We start from the raw sequence: 15,692 nt of genomic DNA, 5'->3' as shown, positions 1-15,692 counted from the left end.
AGATTAATGGGAACATCATTGAGTAAGATTATTGCATGGATTATTGCTTGTTTTCTTATGTTTATCTTCCCACTTATGAACATGTTTGAGTCACAGGATGAGATTGCTCGTATTTATATTCTAAGTAAAACAACAGAATTTGCTGACTCCACAAGAAACTTAGGTTATATTACTCGAACAATGTATGAAAATTATGTGAATGCAATAAGCGCAACAAATAATCTATATACAGTAGAACTTCAACATTATCATAAAAAAATCAACCCAGTCTATGAGGAGCCCAGTATTAAATCAAGTTTTAAAAATACTTTTCAGGTGAATTATGATGCGTATTTTACAAAAGAGATTTTAGATGAACTTTATGACCATTCAAGTGGGTATAAATATACTTTTAGGGAAGGCGATTATTTTGTGATTAAAGTTAAAAATATTAATAAAACAACAGGAACTAGGATTCAAGAACTAATGATAGGAGCAGAATTACCAACAGAGAAAGTGGTCATTACATACGGAGGGATGATCAAAAATGAAAATTACTGATCTCGCTCTTGTTTTTATTATGATTTGTCTTCCTTTTCTCATAGTGAATGAAATTCAATTGGATCGTCTAGCTTATATTAGTTATAGAAATATAGAAATAGATCATATTATTGACACTGCTGTTGAAGATGGAGTAGCCTTAATGCTAGATGTAGATCAGCAAGGTATATCTATTAATCAAGAGAGAGCTTTAGATACTTTTCTTCAAACACTTTATTTGAATTTTGGGCTTATAAATGATAATTTATCTAAGCAGAGAATTATGAGCTATATTCCTGTTGTTGCAATTATTGACTATGATGGCTTACTCTTATATTCTTATACGAGTTATACGAATAACAGCAATGAAAAACGGATTGAACCAATTTGGTATCCAAAAATCTACTATACCTACAATGATAATGCCAGAACATATTATTTTACTTTGGATGATTATGTGAAAGTATTCGATATGGAAAATCAAACGCTGATAGAGGGAAGGCGTAAGGATTTAGAGGCAAAATTCAATGACGGAATTATTGCTGATGATCAACGATTTGATGACATTAGAAGAAGAGCAATCATCCAGACGATAGAAGAATCTGTTGGATTTCATATTAATGAACATAACCTATATGCATCATTATTTGGGATTGAGTATGAATTTATGCTTCCAGTTATTGAAAAAGATGATTGGAATAATACTATTGATGACATTAGTATGTTAGTATTTATACAAGGATTACCAATTGGTGATCATGGTGAGTTTTATAATGGTTATGCGATAGGTGGGGCCAGAATAGTAAAAGATGAAAAGTATTTTCTTCAAATAGGAGATAACTGTATCGGTTACTACCATCGATCCAATTGTATAGAGCTTATTGATCGAAAACTCATGCTTGATAGCCAAAAGAATTGTGCTCTAAAGGGGTATTATCCTTGTCGTCTTTGTCAACCATAACATTTATAGAGATTAGCTTTTTGTATTTACAATTATAGCGCTAACCATTACAATAGTCATAAGAACTTCAGAAGAGGCGATGCGATGAACTTAAGAAATAAACTGCCAGCTTTAAAATATCGAACTTTAGGACTTGTTGTTTTGCCACTTGACCTATTACTTTTCTACTTAATATATGTTTCAAGTTTACATGCTATAATAAAATCTTGTATACAGCTCATTATAGTTTTGGATATCGTTTTATGTCTTATTGCCTTATATATTGGTGATGTCGATAAAGAATAAGGGGTAGATTTTTCTAAAACCCCATGCTATAATTATTTTATATTTATAAAGTTATCCTCATAAATATTCAAGTGGTACATAATAAATGATTGAATTATTATAGTTGTTAATGAGCCTATGTTAGGAGAGGTGTATATGAGTGGTAAAGGTGGGTATAACAGTGTTACAATGGTGGATAGAGCACTTCAAATCCTTAACCAAATTTTTATAGCTGATGAGCCTTTGGGTGTAACACGATTATCTCAAGATTTAGATTTACCTAAAGCAACAGTCTATCGTATTTTGAGCACACTACAGGATGGTGGATTTGTTAATAAAAATTACAACGATCAATATGATTTAGGTTTAATATTTATACAGTATGCTGAGAAGGTAAAAGGTAAATTATCACTTGATCGGATTGCTGCTGAGTATATGGAGAAGCTTGCTGAAGATATAGGGGAGACTGTTAATCTTGGTATTTATTTTAACGGGAATATGGTTACAATCTATAGTGTTAAGGGGGAGTCATCAATACTTGTTTCTAAGCTGATACCAGTAGCCCCCCTAAATTGTTCGTCAACAGGAAAAATCATTTTAGCCAATATGGAAGAGGAAGAGTTAATAAAATATTTTGAGACTGGTAACATTGAAAAGCGAACAAGAAATACGATTACTACTTATGAGGAATATATAAAAGAAAGGGAAGAGATACGTCAAGAGGAAGTAGCTTATGATCGTGAAGAATATGAATACGGTCTATCTTGTATAGCTTATCCTGTTTATGATGCTAAGGATGAAATAGTAGCTGCTTTGAGTATATCTGGTCCTACCAGCCGTTTAGAATATAAGAACATTGCAAGTCTAGTAGAAAAACTTAAGTTAACAGGTCAGCTCATCAACAAAAAAATTGCAGAAGCACAACTTAAATAGAAAAATTTGCGAATAAATAATGTGTATCCAAGGTTAGCGGTGATAAAATTAACCTTGGATTTATTTTTTTCTTTAGATTTTTTTGAATATTGACCAAAATAGTTGTCTTTTTATTTGAATCATTATATACTATTAACATAATTAACTATTTTCTATTTTTTGAAGGTTAATCATTTGAATTTTTCAAATACTTTTTTTAAAGCCACAACATGAAACAGGGTTTCAAACTTATCCATTCCCAGTTATTTTGAAGGAGGAGGATTATGTCCGCAGATGTACTTAATGTAACATCGGAAATAGGAAAACTAAAGACAGTTCTTTTGCATCGACCGGGTAAAGAACTAGAAAATTTAACGCCAGAAACATTGGATCGATTACTTTTTGATGATATCCCTTATCTGAAAGTAGCAGTCGAAGAACATGATGAATTTGCAAAGTTATTAGGTAATAATGGGGTAGAAGTACTTTATTTAGAAGATCTTGTGGCTGAGGCAATTACGTCAGATGAAATAAGACATGAGCTTCTACAAGAATTTCTTCATGAGGGGAAAATATACGATCCAAGATTAAAAGAAGCCATGTTCTCATTTTTTGATGACTACAATAAAAAAGAACTGGTATTAAAGATGATGGAAGGAGTTCGTAAGAAAGAACTTGAACATTTACCTGGAAAGACTTTAGCCAATCTAGTAAGTTTTGATTATCCTTTTATTCTAGATCCTATGCCCAATCTGTATTTTACTAGAGATCCATTTGCAACTATTGGTTCTGGAATAACTCTCAATCGTATGAGAACTGAAACACGTAATCGAGAAACCATCTTTGCAAAATATATATTCAAGTACCATAAGCGCTTTAAAGACTTTGATATTCCTTTATGGTATACAAGGGATGAAAATTCCTCAATTGAGGGTGGCGATGAGCTGGTTTTAAGTAAAAATGTTATAGCTATAGGTATATCACAAAGAACTCAAGCGACATCCATAGAGAAAGTTGCAAAAAAAATACTTAATAGTAACCAGAGTTTTGACACAATTCTAGCATTTGATATTCCGAAAAGCAGAGCATTCATGCATCTTGATACAGTGTTTACGATGATTGATCACGACAAATTTACCATACATCATGAGATAGAAGGTCCTTTAACAGTGTATTCCATAACACTTGATGGAAACAATGAACTCAAAATCGTTGAAGAACAAGCTTCACTAGAGGATACACTAAAAAAATATTTGGGATTAGAACATGTGACACTTATTAAATGCGCTGGTGGCGATAAGATTGATGCAAGACGTGAACAATGGAATGATGGCTCCAACACATTAGCTATCGCACCAGGAGAAGTTGTTGTTTATTCAAGGAATTATGTAACGAATAGGATTTTGGAGGAAAATGGGATAATCACTCATACCATACCATCATCGGAGTTATCAAGAGGTCGTGGTGGTCCTAGATGTATGAGTATGCCATTACTACGGGAACCTATTTAGTCAGATTCCATTGAAAAGATTGAAAATACAATTTAATCAGTCGTTTTTACATTTAGTTTATAAGAGAATTTCATAGATAGTATGAGATTCCTACAATTTATAAAAGAGGAGGAAGTAACAATGGCTTTTAATTTAAAAGGAAGACACTTATTATCTTTAGAGGATTTCACTCCAGGAGAAATTGAATATCTAATCGATTTATCTTTAGAATTGAAGAAAATGAAGTATGCAGGTTTTAGACCAAAAAATTTAGAAGGTAAAAATATTGCATTGATTTTTGAAAAACCATCTACTAGAACTCGATGTGCTTTCGTAACAGCAGCAGTAGATGAAGGAGCTCATCCAGAATACCTTGGCAAAGGTGATATTCAGTTAGGTAAAAAGGAAACAGTTGCTGATACTGCTCGTGTTCTTGGAAGAATGTTTGATGGCATTCAGTTCAGAGGGTTTAAACATGAAACCGTTGAAGGATTAGCGAAACATGCAGGTGTTCCTGTATGGAATGGTTTAACGGATAAATTCCATCCAACTCAAATTCTTGCAGACTTCCTTACTGTAAAAGAAAAGAGAGGCTATTTAAAAGGTATCAAATTTGCATATGTTGGTGACGGTAGAAATAACATGGCTAACTCATTGATGATTGGTGCCGCTAAAATGGGTATGGATTTTAGAATTGTTGCACCAGATTCATTATTCCCTGAAGAAGATTTAGTTATGAGAGCGAATGCTATAGCTGAAGAAACAGGGGCTAAGATTACTTTGACTGCTAAAGTTGAAGAAGGTGTAAAGGATGTAGATGTCATCTATACAGATGTATGGGTATCCATGGGTGAAGAGGATCAATTTGAGGAAAGAATTAAATTACTTAAGCCTTATCAAGTTAACATGGACATGATTAAAATGGCGGATGAAGAAGTCATCTTCATGCATTGTTTACCAGCCTTCCATAATAAAGAGACAACTGTTGGTCAAGAGATTTACGAAAAATATGGTATTGCTGAAATGGAAGTTACTGACGAAGTCTTCGAGAGTAAGTATTCTGTTGTCTTTGATGAAGCGGAGAATAGAATGCATACTATTAAGGCAGTTATGGTTGCGACATTATAAAATAAAATTATAATAAAAGTCGAGTTTTATATTAGGGGGAATTTTAATGAGCCGAGTTGTAGTTGCTTTAGGAGGCAATGCTTTACAAAAGAGTGGAGCACCTGCTACCGCCCAGGCACAATTGGACGTCATTAGAGACACAGCTAAACATCTAGTTGATATTATTCAAGATGGAAATGAAGTTGTTTTAGCACATGGAAATGGACCACAAGTTGGTCGTATCGTTATTCAAAATGAAACAGCTAAAGATATGACTCCATCAATGCCTTTAGATGTTTGTGATGGTATGAGTCAAGGCATGATTGGCTATCATATTGAGCAAGCATTAGATGATGAATTGAATGCTAGAGAAATGGATATACCAGTAGCTTGTCTTGTTACTCAAGTCGTTGTTGATCAAAATGATCCGGCATTTGAACAACCAACGAAGCCTATAGGACCATTTTATAGTAAAGAAGAATCCATGTTACTTGAAGAAAAAGGTTATCATATGGTAGAGGATTCTGGTAGGGGCTATCGAAGAGTTGTACCTTCACCAGATCCTAAAAAGATCATTGAACTTAAATCTATTAGAGCCTTAGTTGAGGTAGGACATATCGTTATAACGGTTGGTGGTGGTGGTATACCAGTCATCATGGACGAGAATCGTCATATGCAAGGCGTAGCAGCAGTTATTGATAAGGATTTAGCTTCTGAAAGATTAGCTGAGGATTTAGATGCTGAAGTGTTACTCATTTTAACGAGTGTACCAAAAGTATCACTCAATTTTGGTAAACCTGATCAAAGAGATTTAGATCAGATTACAGTAGATGAAGCCAATGCTTATATTGAAGAAGGGCATTTTGCAAAAGGAAGCATGTTACCAAAAGTAAAAGCAGCAGTACGATTTGCTGCTTCAAAGAAAGGCAGAAAAGCTATTATTGCTTCTTTAGAAGAAGCTAAACAAGCATTAGAAGGAAAAGTAGGTACTTGCATCGCCAATTAATCTAGTCAGTTGAAGGTGAGGAAAAACTCCTCACCTTAAGTGAGCAGAGTGATTTAAATTAAATCCTAAGGAGGAATAATAGTGGATAATGTAAAAGTTATTATCTGGGGTTTTGGCGCAATGGGTAGTGGAATGGCCAATATGTTACTCAAGAAAAAAGGCGTTGAAATCGTAGGTGTTTGTGATATAGACCCAAATAAAGTTGGTAAGAGTATGTTTGAAGTTTTAAATGCTGAAAGAAATAATCATCCTGAAGTAATCTTGACAAACGAAATTGAAAGTATTATTCAAGATACAAAGGCTGATGTTGCATTATTATGTACAGACTCCTTTACAAAAGGTGCATTCCCAAAAATTAAACTTTTAGTAGAGCATGGATTAAACGTTGTTTCAACAGCAGAAGAAATGTCTTATCCTAAAGCAGGCTCACCAGAGTTGGCAGAAGAAATAAATCGATTAGCTAAAGCAAACAATGTAACTGTTTTGGGAACAGGAATTAATCCTGGTTTAATGATGGATTTCTTAGCTATTGTCTTAACTGGTGCTTGTGAAGAAGTTGAAGAAATAGAATGCGAACGTGTTAATAATCTATCACCCTTTGGACCAGTTGTAATGGAAGAACAAGGTGTTGGTATAACTGTTGAGGAGTTTGATAGAAAAACTGAAGAAGGTACTCTTGCTGGTCATGTTGGATTTGCTGAATCCATAGAAATGATTGCTGATGGTATTGGTTGGAAATTAGACGGACCTATTACCCAAAGTCAAGAAGCTATTGTTTCAAGTGTTTATCGAAAAGCACCTTTTGCGGAAGTAGAGGCTGGTAATGTTGCAGGTGTTAGAATGCTGGGGCAAGGTATGGTCGATGGTCAACGCAAGTTAAACATGATTCATCCTCAACAAGTTGAACCACAACTTGAAGGCGTTCATACTGGTGATTATATTCGCATAAAGGGTATTCCTAATATAGATATGTCCATTACGCCAGAAGTACCAGGTGGAATTGGTACAATAGCTATGTGTGTCAACATGATACCTCATGTTATTAATGCAAGAAGTGGTCTTAAAACCATGTTAGATTTACCGGTTCCAAGAGCTATTATGGGTGATATGCGTGATCTTATTGAAGAATAGGGATGGTGTATGATGAATAAAGCCAAGAAGAATGATTGGGTTAAAATTCATAATATCATATTAGGACCTGAGGAGAGAGCTCCTCAGGTTCCTGAGGATACAAAGAAAGTACCATTGGAATTATGGGTTAAGGGGTATTTGATCGACGAGAAAGCCGAAATTGGTGATACAGTTGTTGTCAAGACTGTTACAGGAAGACGTGTCAGCGGTAGTCTAATTGAAATAGAACCTTCATTTAATCATGATTTTGGTAGTTATGTTAAGGAACTAGCTTATATTGGTCCTGGACTTAGAGAATTATTAAAAGGTGGTGAACACCGTGAGTAAGGATATGAGCTATGCTGCTGTGATGGCACGTAAGGGTGAAATCATGAAGAAAGCAGTTGGATTAGATTATGAGCAATTTGAAAGAGATGGTATTGTATTTGACTATGAAGCAATGATGACAGGTACAGGATATTCTCTAGAAGATGTTATAGATATTCAGAGGGCATCTTGTGTGAGCCAAACACCTCTTTATGAAATGAAAAACTTAACGAAGCTTGCAAGAATGTACGCTGCTGAAGGAAAAGGCGCACGTATCTTTATAAAGGATGAAGCAGCCAATCCTTCTGGAAGTTTTAAAGTACGCCGTGCAGCGATTAGTGTTCATCATGCTAAAAAACTAGGCTATAAAGGAGTTATAGCAGCTACCAGTGGGAATTACGGAGCTGCAGTTGCTTCACAGGCAGCCATGCACGGACTGGATTGTATCATCCTTCAAGAATGTTATGATTCAAAAGGTAAAGGTCAACCTGAGATTATTGAGAAAGCTAGAAAATGCGAGGCTTTTGGAGCGGAAGTTGTACAATTATCTGTAGGACCTGAGCTTTTCTATACATTTTTAAGACTTTTAGAGGAAACAGGCTACTTTAATGCATCACTCTATACCCCCTTTGGTATCGCTGGTGTTGAAAGTCTTGGCTATGAATTGGCAGAACAAATGAAAGCTCTAGAAGGAAAGTATCCAGATGCAGTAGTGGTAACTAACGCTGGTGGAGGTAATTTAACCGGCACAGCTAGAGGGCTTAAAAAGGCCGGAGCTAATGAGACAGAAATAATAGGAGCCAGCGTTGATTTATCGGGATTACACATGGCTAGTGATGAGCAGTTCAATAAGAAATCATTTACTACTGGGCATACGGGTTTCGGTATACCTTTTACAACATGGCCAGATCGATCAGATGTACCAAGATCTGCAGCTAGACCTTTAAGATATATTGATCGCTATGTAACCATTTCTCAAGGTGAAGTTTTTTATATGACGGAAAGCTTAGCTCAAGTAGAAGGTATGGAAAGAGGTCCTGCAGGAAATACTTCACTAGCTGCCGCATTTGCAATTGCAAAAGAGATGGATGAAGATCAAATCATAGTTGTTCAAGAAACAGAATACACAGGTGCTGGTAAGCATATAGCACCACAATTATCCTTTGCAAAAGAGAATGGAATTGCAGTTTTAGTTGGTGACCCAAAAGATAATATACCTGGACAGAATATTATACTACCAGAAAATCCAGGATTGATTTCTATAAAAAATTTGGATTTAAACCGAATCCGTAAATCCTATATCAAAAATGCACTACATGGAAGGTTGGATGATACACTTTCTGCAAATGAGATGAATTACATCGAAGAGGAGACTAGGGCAGATAGTGACTTTATTAGTCTTGTAATTAATGAATTGAGAAGCGAGTAAATCTAAGTCATGATAATCGAGGAGGTAGAACAGTGGGTAAAACACGTCAAGACGATTTCGAATCAAGAAGACAACATTTAGCAGGGTTAAGTGAAGAAGAATTAGAAAATAAATTTTGGAGTTTAGTTGAACAAATAGTTGATCCGATGATTGATTTAGCTAAAAAAAATACCACACCTAGTATTGAACGTTCTGTGTTATTAAGAATGGGTTTTTCAAGTATAGAATCAAAAGCTATTGTTGATGGCGTTTTAGACAGAGGTTTAATGGGAAAAGGTGCAGGTCATGTTGTTTATCGCGTTGCTAAGGATAATAATTTGACTGTTAGAGAAGCGGGCTTAAAGTTAGCTGAAGGGGATACAGAACTTTGGGATAGCATAGCTAATGTCTTTAAAGGAGGCGGAGAAAATGGAACTAAAGCCTAATGAAAAGTTAAATATAGAGGAGATTTTAGAGGACTTAGAACATTATCATCCTCGTCGCCGTGGTTGGCATTGGCGTGAAAACTGTGGATCAAAAACTATTGGAGATTTTGAATTCTCAGAAGTTAGCGAACCTTTAAAGCAAAGTGAACCCTTGCCAGCTGCTCATTCTTTTAATAGCATTGATCCACAACCATGTAATGTTATTACGACTGAAATAGCTTCTGGCCGTTTTGAAGATGACATTCGTCGTATGCGTATGGCTGCTTGGCATGGTGCAGATCATCTTATGGTTATACGTACAGCAGGTCAGAGTCATTTTGATGGCTTAATAGAAGGAACACCTCAAGGTATTGGTGGTATTCCTATAACTCGTAAACAATTAAGAGCACAGAGGAAGGCTCTGGATTTAATAGAAGATGAAGTAGGTCGTCCAATTAACTATCACTCTTATGTCAGTGGTGTAGCTGGACCAGAAGTTGCTGTTATGTTTGCAGAAGAAGGTGTTAATGGAGCTCATCAAGATCCACAGTACAATGTTTTGTATCGTAATATCAATATGATTCGCTCATTTGTTGATGCAGCAAATGCAAAATGTGTAATGGGCTGGGCTGATATGGCTCAAATCGACGGTGCGCATAATGCTAACGCAACAGCTATGAAAGCTTGGAAAGTTATGCCGGAGCTAATGGTTCAACATGCCATCAATTCATTGTTCTCAGTAAAATCAGGTATTGAGAAAGAAAATATATGTCTATCATCTGTACCACCAACAGCGCCTCCTGCGCCATGTATGAAATTGGACTTACCATATGCAGTCGCACTTAGAGAAATTTTTAAAGAGTATAAAATTCGTGCACAACAGAATACAAAATATATGGGGTCCTCAACTCGAGAAGCTACAGTAACACATACTTTAAATCTAATGATTTCAAAGTTAACACGTGCTGAAATTCAATCAACCATCACACCTGACGAAGGTAGAAATGTTCCATGGCATATTTATAACATTGAAGGAACAAATACTGCTAAGCAAGCGCTTATTGGTATGGATGGGTTAATGGAAATGATTGAGCTGAAGCGTGATAGTGGTTTCTTAGCCGATAAAGTTAGAGAACTTAAAGAAAGAGCAGTCCTATTTGTAGAAGAAATCATTGAAGCTGGAGGGTATTTCCAAGCTGTTGAAGATGGCTTCTTTGTAGATTCTGGTTATTATCCCGAAAGAAATGGAGATGGTATATCCAGACAAATTAATGGAGGAATCGGTGCAGGTTCTGTTTATGAGAGAGACGAGGACTATATGGCACCAGTTACAGCATTCTTTGGTTATAACAATGTGGCACAATATGATGCTGATGCTGTTGATCAACCATCTACACTCATTGATGGTTCTACATTTGAAGAAGCAGAGAAAATTGTCTATATTGATGAATTAGATGAAGAAGATAATGTTAATAAGCGTTTAGAAAAAACAAAAGAACTAAGAGAAACAAGTCAGATTAAGCCAGAGATGGAATGGCAAGGTGACGGTATTGTTCAAATTACAATGATGTTACCCACAGATGAAAGAACTGCCGAGTTTGCAGCCGTTGAAGTAGGTAAGAAGATGGGGCTGGAAGAAGTTGAAGTTATCCACAAAGAAGTTTTACAAATGGCAGAAGGTACTCGTGTAGAGATTAAAGGGAAAGTACCATTCACTATTGATACAGATCAATTGATTATACCTCCTAAACCTGCAATTATGAGTGACGATGAAATTCGTGCAGATATAAAGGAACGTCCTCTTAAAATTGTTGCTGGTACTGTTGGAGAAGATGAACATTCAGTTGGTCTAAGAGAGATATTAGATATTAAACATGGTGGTATAGAAAAGTATGGCATTGAATGTCATTACTTAGGTACATCTGTGCCTGTAGAAAAATTAGTAGACGCGGCTATTGAATTAGGAGCTGATGCTATTTTAGCTTCGACTATTATTAGTCATGATGATATTCATTATAAAAACATGAAGAGGATCCATGAATATTGTATCGAAAAAGGTATTCGTGACCGTATAATGATTGCTTGTGGTGGAACACAAGTAACACCAGAGTTAGCTGTCAAGCAGGGGGTTGATGCTGGGTTTGGTAGAGGATCAAAAGGTGTTCATGTAGCCACATTCTTAGTGAAAAAAAGAAGGAGCATGATGGATGAAGATTGATGCATTAGTGGCTGAAATTGGGAGTACCACAACTGTAATTAATGCATTTCATGATTTAACTTGCCCTTGTCCTAAATTTATAGGACAGGGGCAAGCGCCTACTTCCGTATTAGAAGGAGATGTGAATATCGGTCTTGAAAATGCATTAAAGGATTTAAAGAAGAGTCTAGGTGTCTCTACCATTGATTCAGATGCATTTTTTGCAACTAGTAGTGCTGCTGGTGGGTTAAGAATGACTGTACATGGGCTGGTATATGATATGACAGTAAGAGCTGCAAAGGAGGCTGCTTTAGGAGCAGGAGCCAATATTCATTTTATAACAGCTGGAAAGTTACGACGCTCTGATTTAAAAAAAATTTCTGCGATACATCCTAATATCATTTTGTTATCAGGTGGTGTAGATTACGGTGAGAGGGATACAGCCATAGAAAATGCTGAGCGTCTCCTTGGACTGAATTTAAATCTTCCATTAATCTATGCTGGGAATATTGAAAATCAAGAAGAAATCATAGAAATTTTTGAAGAATCAAATTATGAGCTGCATGTAACCGATAATGTATATCCTAAAATTGACGATCTCAATATAGAACCCACAAGAAGTATTATTCAGAATGTTTTTGAAAAACATATTACAACAGCACCAGGAATGGAGAAAGTCAGAAGTTTTGTCACTTCAAACATCATTCCTACTCCAGGAGCTGTTATGTTAGCAACCAAGCTTATTTACGATTCATTTGGTGATGTCCTTACCTTTGATGTAGGAGGAGCAACAACGGATGTTCATTCTGTTACTTGTGGTAGTGAAGAAATCAATCGCATATTAATTAGTCCTGAACCTAAAGCAAAAAGAACAGTTGAAGGTGATTTGGGTGTCTATGTCAATATGAACAATGTCATTGATTTAATAGGGAAAGAAGAACTAGCTTCATACCTGAATATGAATAGTGAAGAATTGAACCAATTAATAGAGGGCTATAAAGCAGTTCCTCATACTGAGAATGAATTAAAATTTGTTAATCAATTAACAGAAAAGGCTTTAAGCCTTGCTATTAGAAGACATGCAGGTCAAGTTAGGTACTTATATGGAGGAACAGGAAAACGAGCCGTTGCGGAAGGAAAAGACTTAACTAACACAAAATATATTATTGGTACAGGAGGAGCATTAACCCGATTACCTGACAATAAAGCTATTATTGATCGTGTTATAAAGAGTAAAAAAGAAACTGAATTGTTACCTCATGAGGATGTTAAAGTTCTTATTGATAAGCATTACATTATGGCATCTCTAGGTGTACTCTCTAAAAAATATCCTGAAGCAGCATTAGAGCTCTTGAGGCAAAGTTTAGAATTCTAAAAAAGTTTAATTATCACACTAGTTTGGAGGGGGTAAATTGTCTTATCCACAAGTAGTCATTGATCTGAATAAATTGAGGCACAATACCAGTTATTTAGTAGATCTCTGTCATCAAAAAAGTATTCAAGTAGCTGGTGTATCAAAAGTTTTTTGTGCTGACCCAAAAATGGTTAAAGTGATGATGGATAATGGGATTGATTATATAGCAGATTCTAGAATAGATAATCTGAGAAAAATAAAAGATTTCAAAGTACCAAAAATTTTATTAAGACTGCCTATGATTTCTGAAGTTGATGAAGTCGTACGATATTCCGATATTTCTTTAAATTCTGAAGTAGTAACCATAGAAGCACTTAACAGTGCCGCTAAGTTAGCGAAATGTATGCATGAAATCATACTAATGTGTGATATTGGTGATCTAAGGGAAGGTATCTTTGATAAAACTGAGCTAATCAATACAATTCGCTCAGTTTTACAGATGGAAAATATTAAACTCGTTGGTTTAGGTACAAATATAACTTGTTATGGTGGTGTCATTCCAACTCCTGAGGTTTTAGGAAAATTGGTAACAATAAAAGAGAAAGTTGAAAATACTTTCAATCTCCAATTAAATATTATATCAGGAGGTAATTCAAGTAGTATAGAATTATTAAAAAAAGGAGAAATGCCGAAGGCTATAAACCATCTTCGTTTAGGGGAATCAATTATTTTAGGAAGAGAAACAGCCTTTGGGAATCCGATTTCAAATACTTTTGATGATTGTATGTTGCTAAAAGCTGAGATCATTGAATTGAAGGAAAAACCGTCAGTGCCAATTGGTGAGATTGGTATGGATGCCTTTGGAAAGGTACCAGAATTTGTTGATAAAGGGATTCGAAAAAGAGCTATATGCGCCGTTGGGAAACAGGATGTTGACTTAGCAGATATTATACCTATAGATAAGTGGGTTGATATTTTAGGTGGAAGTAGTGATCATTTAATCGTTGATGTAACGGATAGTAAAAGAGACTATAAAGTTGGAGACATCATGACTTTTAAACTAACTTACGGTAGTATACTTAGCCTGATGACCTCAGCATATGTTGATGTTCAATATATATAACTTAAACTTACTCGTTAAAAAGTGATTAATAAAATGAATTGTCCTAGGAAGTTTTAGATACTAATATGCAATAGTAAGACTTAAATGTGACTATTTACAGATATAAAATTGCTGATATCATTTTGGGGGGATATTGATGCTTACTAATGATGCATTTCGTCCAACTTGGGCTGAGATAGGGCTTGAAGCATTGGCACATAATATAAAAGAAGTCAGAAGACTAATTGGTAAAGCTAAAAAATGTTGCGCTGTAGTCAAAGCTGATGCTTATGGTCATGGAGTTGTTGAGGCAGCTAAGGTTTTTATGGAGAATGGTGCAGATTATCTAGCTGTTGCTACATTATCAGAGGCTCTTGAATTAAGACATCATTTCTTAGAGATGCCAATTTTGATTTTAGGGTATACACCGAATAGTCAATTAATTGAAGTTGTTGACCATCATATTACCCAAACAATTTATAATAAAGAAATGGGAGAAGTCCTATCTTCTTATGCACAATTGCTTAATAAAAGCGTAAAAGTTCATATTAAAGTGGATACTGGAATGAGTCGATTAGGTTTTCAAGTTAATGAAAAGAACATGGAAACAATCTTAGCAATTTCTAAGTTACCTTCCATAGAGATTGAAGGGATATTTACCCATTTTGCTAGAGCTGATGAAGCAGATAAAGGATATACTCACCAACAGTTTGAAGAATATCAAAAAATAGTTCAAGAACTAGAAGTTAAGGGGCTTAGAATACCTATTAAGCACGTTGCTAACAGTGCAACAATAATTGACTTACCTGAATATCATTTAGATATGGTTAGAGCAGGTATTATGCTATATGGTCTTTATCCTTCAGATCAAGTAAAAAAAGAGAATGCCAACTTAAAACCAGCAATGAGCCTGAAGACTAAGCTCTCAAATGTTAAGTTTGTTGAGAAAGGTCAAGGTATAAGTTATGGACATATTTATCATGCAGAAAAAAAGGTTGTTATCGGGACTTTACCTTTAGGGTATGCTGATGGATTTACCAGATTACTTTCAGGAAAAAGTTTTGTAGGTATCAGGGGAGTATCTTATCCTTTAGTAGGGCGGATATGCATGGATCAATGCATGGTTTTATTAAAGGATGATTGGTTGGAGATTGGAGAAGAAGTTCATATCTTTGGGAATGGTAGTCATGGAGAGCCTCACATAGATGAAGTTGCAAATATTATAGGGACAATTAATTATGAGATCGTTTGTATGGTGGGGAGAAGAGTGCCTAGAGTCTATGTAAGACAAACAGAAATCATTGGTATAAAGGACTATTTAAAAATAAAGAATAGATAACTCATTAATATCATTTATTTAAGAAATGTACTGAAAATAGTACGTTTCTTTTTTTGCTTATAATTCTGAAAAGTACTAAGCGAAGAAGGTATACTGGAATAATTTAGTATATAGAGATAAAAGTTGTAATAATAAAGATGATATGGTATAATGTATTAAAAATTACATAAA

15 protein-coding genes are annotated in these 15,692 nt (G+C 35.2%); all 15 read left to right on the top strand.

The genetic code is table 11. The annotated features are described in order from the left end of the window. Positions 1-6: 6 nt before the first annotated feature. The 15 genes from C1Y58_RS19080 to alr all read left to right on the top strand — a co-directional run bounded on the left by C1Y58_RS19080 (position 7) and on the right by alr (position 15,521). The gene (locus C1Y58_RS19080) at positions 7-540 is read left to right on the top strand and encodes a hypothetical protein (RefSeq protein ID WP_105617911.1); all 534 of its coding nucleotides are present in this window, start codon (positions 7-9) and stop codon (positions 538-540) included. Then, a complete protein-coding gene (locus tag C1Y58_RS19075) occupies positions 527-1,480 on the top strand; it encodes a hypothetical protein (protein ID WP_105617909.1) in 954 nt (317 codons plus the stop codon). Before C1Y58_RS19080 ends, C1Y58_RS19075 begins: the two co-directional genes overlap by 14 nt. Before the next feature lie 84 nt (positions 1,481-1,564). Continuing rightward, positions 1,565-1,765, top strand: a complete 201-nt coding sequence (locus C1Y58_RS19070; RefSeq protein WP_105617907.1) for a hypothetical protein — start codon at positions 1,565-1,567, stop codon at positions 1,763-1,765. Positions 1,766-1,900: 135 nt separating this feature from the next. Further along, positions 1,901-2,677 carry an IclR family transcriptional regulator gene (locus C1Y58_RS19065; RefSeq protein WP_170311637.1) on the top strand — a complete coding sequence of 259 codons (777 nt, stop codon included), beginning with the start codon at positions 1,901-1,903 and terminating at the stop codon, positions 2,675-2,677. A gap of 263 nt (positions 2,678-2,940) precedes the next feature. Then, entirely contained in the window at positions 2,941-4,167 is a 1,227-nt protein-coding gene (gene arcA / locus C1Y58_RS19060; RefSeq protein ID WP_105617904.1) for an arginine deiminase, read from the top strand. 120 nt (positions 4,168-4,287) lie between these two features. Then, on the top strand, positions 4,288-5,274 hold the full coding sequence (gene argF, locus C1Y58_RS19055; protein ID WP_105617902.1) for an ornithine carbamoyltransferase: 987 nt from the start codon (positions 4,288-4,290) through the stop codon (positions 5,272-5,274). 46 nt (positions 5,275-5,320) lie between these two features. Continuing rightward, on the top strand, positions 5,321-6,259 hold the full coding sequence (gene arcC / locus C1Y58_RS19050; RefSeq protein WP_105617900.1) for a carbamate kinase: 939 nt from the start codon (positions 5,321-5,323) through the stop codon (positions 6,257-6,259). Between the two features lie 81 nt (positions 6,260-6,340). Next, positions 6,341-7,390, top strand: a complete 1,050-nt coding sequence (gene ord / locus C1Y58_RS19045; protein ID WP_105617898.1) for a 2,4-diaminopentanoate dehydrogenase — start codon at positions 6,341-6,343, stop codon at positions 7,388-7,390. Between the two features lie 12 nt (positions 7,391-7,402). After that, positions 7,403-7,717, top strand: a complete 315-nt coding sequence (ortA, locus tag C1Y58_RS19040; RefSeq protein WP_105617897.1) for a 2-amino-4-oxopentanoate thiolase subunit OrtA — start codon at positions 7,403-7,405, stop codon at positions 7,715-7,717. Beyond that, positions 7,710-9,125, top strand: a complete 1,416-nt coding sequence (gene ortB / locus C1Y58_RS19035; RefSeq protein ID WP_105617895.1) for a 2-amino-4-oxopentanoate thiolase subunit OrtB — start codon at positions 7,710-7,712, stop codon at positions 9,123-9,125. Before ortA ends, ortB begins: the two co-directional genes overlap by 8 nt. A gap of 32 nt (positions 9,126-9,157) precedes the next feature. Next, the gene (locus tag C1Y58_RS19030; RefSeq protein ID WP_105617893.1) at positions 9,158-9,550 is read left to right on the top strand and encodes an ornithine aminomutase subunit alpha; all 393 of its coding nucleotides are present in this window, start codon (positions 9,158-9,160) and stop codon (positions 9,548-9,550) included. After that, positions 9,534-11,747 carry a D-ornithine 4,5-aminomutase subunit OraE gene (gene oraE, locus C1Y58_RS19025; RefSeq protein WP_105617892.1) on the top strand — a complete coding sequence of 738 codons (2,214 nt, stop codon included), beginning with the start codon at positions 9,534-9,536 and terminating at the stop codon, positions 11,745-11,747. The genes C1Y58_RS19030 and oraE overlap by 17 nt, the downstream gene beginning before the upstream one ends. Next, positions 11,737-13,101 (top strand): GlmL-related ornithine degradation protein, encoded by a 1,365-nt coding sequence (locus C1Y58_RS19020; protein WP_105617890.1) that lies wholly within the window; start codon positions 11,737-11,739, stop codon positions 13,099-13,101. Before oraE ends, C1Y58_RS19020 begins: the two co-directional genes overlap by 11 nt. 37 nt (positions 13,102-13,138) lie before the next feature. Continuing rightward, complete coding sequence (orr, locus tag C1Y58_RS19015) at positions 13,139-14,203, top strand: ornithine racemase Orr (protein WP_105617888.1); 1,065 nt, start codon at positions 13,139-13,141, stop codon at positions 14,201-14,203. Between the two features lie 136 nt (positions 14,204-14,339). Further along, positions 14,340-15,521: an alanine racemase gene (alr, locus tag C1Y58_RS19010; RefSeq protein WP_105617887.1), complete on the top strand. Its 1,182-nt coding sequence runs from the start codon at positions 14,340-14,342 to the stop codon at positions 15,519-15,521. Positions 15,522-15,692: the final 171 nt, after the last annotated feature.

The organism is Vallitalea okinawensis (assembly GCF_002964605.1).
Taxonomy (GTDB): Bacteria; Bacillota; Clostridia; order Lachnospirales; family PQDH01; genus Vallitalea_A; species Vallitalea_A okinawensis.
The sequence above is the reverse complement of the archived record's forward strand: the minus strand, read 5'-3'. Positions and strand labels throughout refer to the sequence as shown.

Bases quoted from the DNA above. Each gene is read 5' to 3' on its own strand.
- C1Y58_RS19080 (WP_105617911.1), top strand. From the start codon at position 7: ATGGGAACATCATTGAGTAAGATTATTGCATGGATTATTGCTTGTTTT.
- C1Y58_RS19075 (WP_105617909.1), top strand. From the start codon at position 527: ATGAAAATTACTGATCTCGCTCTTGTTTTTATTATGATTTGTCTTCCT.
- C1Y58_RS19070 (WP_105617907.1), top strand. From the start codon at position 1,565: ATGAACTTAAGAAATAAACTGCCAGCTTTAAAATATCGAACTTTAGGA.
- C1Y58_RS19065 (WP_170311637.1), top strand. From the start codon at position 1,901: ATGAGTGGTAAAGGTGGGTATAACAGTGTTACAATGGTGGATAGAGCA.
- arcA (WP_105617904.1), top strand. From the start codon at position 2,941: ATGTCCGCAGATGTACTTAATGTAACATCGGAAATAGGAAAACTAAAG.
- argF (WP_105617902.1), top strand. From the start codon at position 4,288: ATGGCTTTTAATTTAAAAGGAAGACACTTATTATCTTTAGAGGATTTC.
- arcC (WP_105617900.1), top strand. From the start codon at position 5,321: ATGAGCCGAGTTGTAGTTGCTTTAGGAGGCAATGCTTTACAAAAGAGT.
- ortA (WP_105617897.1), top strand. From the start codon at position 7,403: ATGAATAAAGCCAAGAAGAATGATTGGGTTAAAATTCATAATATCATA.
- oraE (WP_105617892.1), top strand. From the start codon at position 9,534: ATGGAACTAAAGCCTAATGAAAAGTTAAATATAGAGGAGATTTTAGAG.
- C1Y58_RS19020 (WP_105617890.1), top strand. From the start codon at position 11,737: ATGAAGATTGATGCATTAGTGGCTGAAATTGGGAGTACCACAACTGTA.
- alr (WP_105617887.1), top strand. From the start codon at position 14,340: ATGCTTACTAATGATGCATTTCGTCCAACTTGGGCTGAGATAGGGCTT.